This is a genomic window from Staphylococcus sp. GDY8P126P, from assembly GCF_017891965.1.
GTDB lineage: Bacteria > Bacillota > Bacilli > Staphylococcales > Staphylococcaceae > Staphylococcus > Staphylococcus saprophyticus.
Genome location: NZ_JAESKG010000022.1, coordinates 1 through 5193, shown reverse-complemented (window position 1 = coordinate 5193; position 5193 = coordinate 1). Strand labels below are relative to the sequence as shown.

Annotated in this window: 3 rRNA genes; all 3 read right to left on the bottom strand. The window is 48.1% G+C overall.

Annotated features, from left to right (window positions below):
- Window positions 1–61: 61 nt before the first annotated feature.
- Window positions 62–176: ribosomal RNA gene (rrf, locus tag KA893_RS13040) — 5S ribosomal RNA — on the bottom strand.
- Window positions 177–254: 78 nt separating this feature from the next.
- A 23S ribosomal RNA gene (locus tag KA893_RS13035) occupies window positions 255–3177 on the bottom strand.
- A gap of 271 nt (window positions 3178–3448) precedes the next feature.
- Window positions 3449–5001, bottom strand: a 16S ribosomal RNA gene (locus tag KA893_RS13030).
- Together the 16S, 23S and 5S rRNA genes form the textbook arrangement of a ribosomal RNA operon.
- Window positions 5002–5193 lie beyond the last annotated feature (192 nt).

Here is a 5193-nt window from a genome sequence, read left to right as displayed (position 1 = left end):
CGCCGACCCTCTGCTTGTAAGGCAGATGCTCTACCAGCTGAGCTAATCCTCCATATCAATTGCCTGGCAACGTCCTACTCTTGCGGAACGTAAGTCCGACTACCATCGGCGCTAAGGAGCTTAACTTCTGTGTTCGGCATGGGAACAGGTGTGACCTCCTTGCCATTGTCACCAGACAATGAAATGTATGAAATTATACATTCAAAACTAGATAGTAAGTAAAATATGATTCAACCAAACAAAACATTTAAAATTTGATTAAGTCTTCGATCGATTAGTATTCGTCAGCTGCACATATCGCTATGCTTCCACCTCGAACCTATTAACCTCATCATCTTTGAGGGATCTTATAACCGAAGTTGGGAAATCTCATCTTGAGGGGGGCTTCATGCTTAGATGCTTTCAGCACTTATCCCGTCCATACATAGCTACCCAGCGATGCCGTTGGCACGACAACTGGTACACCAGAGGTATGTCCATCCCGGTCCTCTCGTACTAAGGACAGCTCCTCTCAAATTTCCTACGCCCACGACGGATAGGGACCGAACTGTCTCACGACGTTCTGAACCCAGCTCGCGTACCGCTTTAATGGGCGAACAGCCCAACCCTTGGGACCGACTACAGCCCCAGGATGCGATGAGCCGACATCGAGGTGCCAAACCTCCCCGTCGATGTGAACTCTTGGGGGAGATAAGCCTGTTATCCCCGGGGTAGCTTTTATCCGTTGAGCGATGGCCCTTCCATGCGGAACCACCGGATCACTAAGTCCGTCTTTCGACCCTGCTCGACTTGTAAGTCTCGCAGTCAAGCTTCCTTATGCCTTTACACTCTATGAATGATTTCCAACCATTCTGAGGAAACCTTTGAGCGCCTCCGTTACTCTTTAGGAGGCGACCGCCCCAGTCAAACTGCCCATCTGACACTGTCTCCCACCATGATAAATGGTGCGGGTTAGAAATCCAACACAGCGAGGGTAGTATCCCACCAACGCCTCCACGTAAGCTAGCGCTCACGTATCTCAGGCTCCTACCTATCCTGTACAAGCTGTGCCGAATTTCAATATCAGACTACAGTAAAGCTCCACGGGGTCTTTCCGTCCTGTCGCGGGTAACCTGCATCTTCACAGGTACTATGATTTCACCGAGTCTCTCGTTGAGACAGTGCCCAAATCGTTACGCCTTTCGTGCGGGTCGGAACTTACCCGACAAGGAATTTCGCTACCTTAGGACCGTTATAGTTACGGCCGCCGTTTACTGGGGCTTCGATTCGTAGCTTCGCAGAAGCTAACCACTCCTCTTAACCTTCCAGCACCGGGCAGGCGTCAGCCCCTATACATCACCTTACGGTTTAGCAGAGACCTGTGTTTTTGATAAACAGTCGCTTGGGCCTATTCACTGCGGCTCTCCTGGGCGTTAACCCTAAAGAGCACCCCTTCTCCCGAAGTTACGGGGTCATTTTGCCGAGTTCCTTAACGAGAGTTCGCTCGCTCACCTTAGAATTCTCATCTTGACTACCTGTGTCGGTTTGCGGTACGGGCACCACAATTCTAGCTAGAGGCTTTTCTTGGCAGTGTGAAATCAACGACTCGAGGAAACAATTTCCTCTCCCCATCACAGCTCAATCTTAAGAGTGCCGGATTTGCCTAACACTCAATCTCACTGCTTGGACGTACAATCCAATCGTACGCTTCGCCTATCCTACTGCGTCCCCCCATCGCTTAAAACGAATAATGGTGGTACAGGAATATCAACCTGTTATCCATCGCCTACGCCTATCGGCCTCAGCTTAGGACCCGACTAACCCAGAGCGGACGAGCCTTCCTCTGGAAACCTTAGTCAATCGGTGGACGGGATTCTCACCCGTCTTTCGCTACTCACACCGGCATTCTCACTTCTAAGCGCTCCACATGTCCTTGCGATCATGCTTCAACGCCCTTAGAACGCTCTCCTACCATTGTCCTTACGGACAATCCACAGCTTCGGTAATATGTTTAGCCCCGGTACATTTTCGGCGCAGTGTCACTCGACTAGTGAGCTATTACGCACTCTTTAAATGATGGCTGCTTCTAAGCCAACATCCTAGTTGTCTGGGCAACGCCACATCCTTTTCCACTTAACATATATTTTGGGACCTTAGCTGGTGGTCTGGGCTGTTTCCCTTTCGAACACGGACCTTATCACCCGCGTTCTGACTCCCAAGTTAAATTGATTGGCATTCGGAGTTTGTCTGAATTCGGTAACCCGATAAGGGCCCCTCGTCCAAACAGTGCTCTACCTCCAATAATCATCACTTGAGGCTAGCCCTAAAGCTATTTCGGAGAGAACCAGCTATCTCCAGGTTCGATTGGAATTTCTCCGCTACCCACAACTCATCCGCTCACTTTTCAACGTAAGTCGGTTCGGTCCTCCATTCAGTGTTACCTGAACTTCAACCTGGTCATGGGTAGATCACCTGGTTTCGGGTCTACGACCAAATACTCAACGCCCTATTCAGACTCGCTTTCGCTACGGCTCCACATTCACTGCTTAACCTTGCATCAAATCGTAACTCGCCGGTTCATTCTACAAAAGGCACGCCATCACCCATTAACGGGCTCTGACTACTTGTAAGCACACGGTTTCAAGTTCTATTTCACTCCCCTTCCGGGGTACTTTTCACCTTTCCCTCACGGTACTGGTTCACTATCGGTCACTAGAGAGTATTTAGCCTTGGGAGATGGTCCTCCCAGATTCCGACGGAATTTCTCGTGTTCCGTCGTACTCAGGATCCACTCAAGAGTGAACAAACTTTCGACTACAGGATTATTACCTTCTTTGATTCATCTTTCCAGATGATTCGTCTAGTCTGTTCTTTTGTAACTCCGTATAGAGTGTCCTACAACCCCAACAAGCAAGCTCGTTGGTTTGGGCTCTTCCCGTTTCGCTCGCCGCTACTCAGGGAATCGATTTTTCTTTCTCTTCCTGCGGGTACTAAGATGTTTCAGTTCTCCGCGTCTGCCTTCAGATATGCTATGTATTCACATATCGATAACACGACATAACTCGTGCTGGGTTTCCCCATTCGGAAATCTCTGGATCAAAGCTTACTTACAGCTCCCCAAAGCATATCGTCGTTAGTAACGTCCTTCGTCGGCTTCTAGTGCCAAGGCATCCACCGTGCGCCCTTAATAACTTAATCTTTTTTGACTTTCAACACGAACAAGTCGGTTGAAAACCCAAAATGTTATTAATCTGTGAGTGTTCTTTCGAACACTAGCGATTATTTCTTTTTGAATTCAAAGCTTGTTAAAAAACTCTAATTCACTCGGTTTTGCTTGGTAAAATCATAAATTTTACTTACTTATCTAGTTTTCAATGTACAAAATAATGCAATGAATACTCCAATGGGATACAATATGTCAATGTTATTCCTGCATCTTCGTAAGAAGATGTTCCGAATATATCCTTAGAAAGGAGGTGATCCAGCCGCACCTTCCGATACGGCTACCTTGTTACGACTTCACCCCAATCATTTGTCCCACCTTCGACGGCTAGCTCCATAAATGGTTACTCCACCGGCTTCGGGTGTTACAAACTCTCGTGGTGTGACGGGCGGTGTGTACAAGACCCGGGAACGTATTCACCGTAGCATGCTGATCTACGATTACTAGCGATTCCAGCTTCATGTAGTCGAGTTGCAGACTACAATCCGAACTGAGAACAACTTTATGGGATTTGCATGACCTCGCGGTTTAGCTGCCCTTTGTATTGTCCATTGTAGCACGTGTGTAGCCCAAATCATAAGGGGCATGATGATTTGACGTCATCCCCACCTTCCTCCGGTTTGTCACCGGCAGTCAACCTAGAGTGCCCAACTTAATGATGGCAACTAAGCTTAAGGGTTGCGCTCGTTGCGGGACTTAACCCAACATCTCACGACACGAGCTGACGACAACCATGCACCACCTGTCACTTTGTCCCCCGAAGGGGAAGGCTCTATCTCTAGAGTTTTCAAAGGATGTCAAGATTTGGTAAGGTTCTTCGCGTTGCTTCGAATTAAACCACATGCTCCACCGCTTGTGCGGGTCCCCGTCAATTCCTTTGAGTTTCAACCTTGCGGTCGTACTCCCCAGGCGGAGTGCTTAATGCGTTAGCTGCAGCACTAAGGGGCGGAAACCCCCTAACACTTAGCACTCATCGTTTACGGCGTGGACTACCAGGGTATCTAATCCTGTTTGATCCCCACGCTTTCGCACATCAGCGTCAGTTACAGACCAGAAAGTCGCCTTCGCCACTGGTGTTCCTCCATATCTCTGCGCATTTCACCGCTACACATGGAATTCCACTTTCCTCTTCTGCACTCAAGTTTCCCAGTTTCCAATGACCCTCCACGGTTGAGCCGTGGGCTTTCACATCAGACTTAAGAAACCGCCTACGCGCGCTTTACGCCCAATAATTCCGGATAACGCTTGCCACCTACGTATTACCGCGGCTGCTGGCACGTAGTTAGCCGTGGCTTTCTGATTAGGTACCGTCAAGACGTGCACAGTTACTTACACGTTTGTTCTTCCCTAATAACAGAGTTTTACGAGCCGAAACCCTTCATCACTCACGCGGCGTTGCTCCGTCAGGCTTTCGCCCATTGCGGAAGATTCCCTACTGCTGCCTCCCGTAGGAGTCTGGACCGTGTCTCAGTTCCAGTGTGGCCGATCACCCTCTCAGGTCGGCTACGTATCGTCGCCTTGGTAAGCCGTTACCTTACCAACTAGCTAATACGGCGCGGGTCCATCTATAAGTGATAGCAAAACCATCTTTCACTTTAGAACCATGCGGTTCCAAATGTTATCCGGTATTAGCTCCGGTTTCCCGAAGTTATCCCAGTCTTATAGGTAGGTTACCCACGTGTTACTCACCCGTCCGCCGCTAACGTCAAAGGAGCAAGCTCCTTATCTGTTCGCTCGACTTGCATGTATTAGGCACGCCGCCAGCGTTCATCCTGAGCCAGGATCAAACTCTCCATAAATGAATTATGATGTTTGATTAGCTCATAAAATACTAATTTGTGTTATCTCTAACACTTGTTTTGAACCAACAATTTAATGTTGCGTTCGGAATTAACGTTGACATATTGCAATTCAGTTTTCAATGTTCATTTATACGTTACAAGAATTTATTATAACATTAAGTTTTTGTTAAGTCAACAATAAATTTTTGT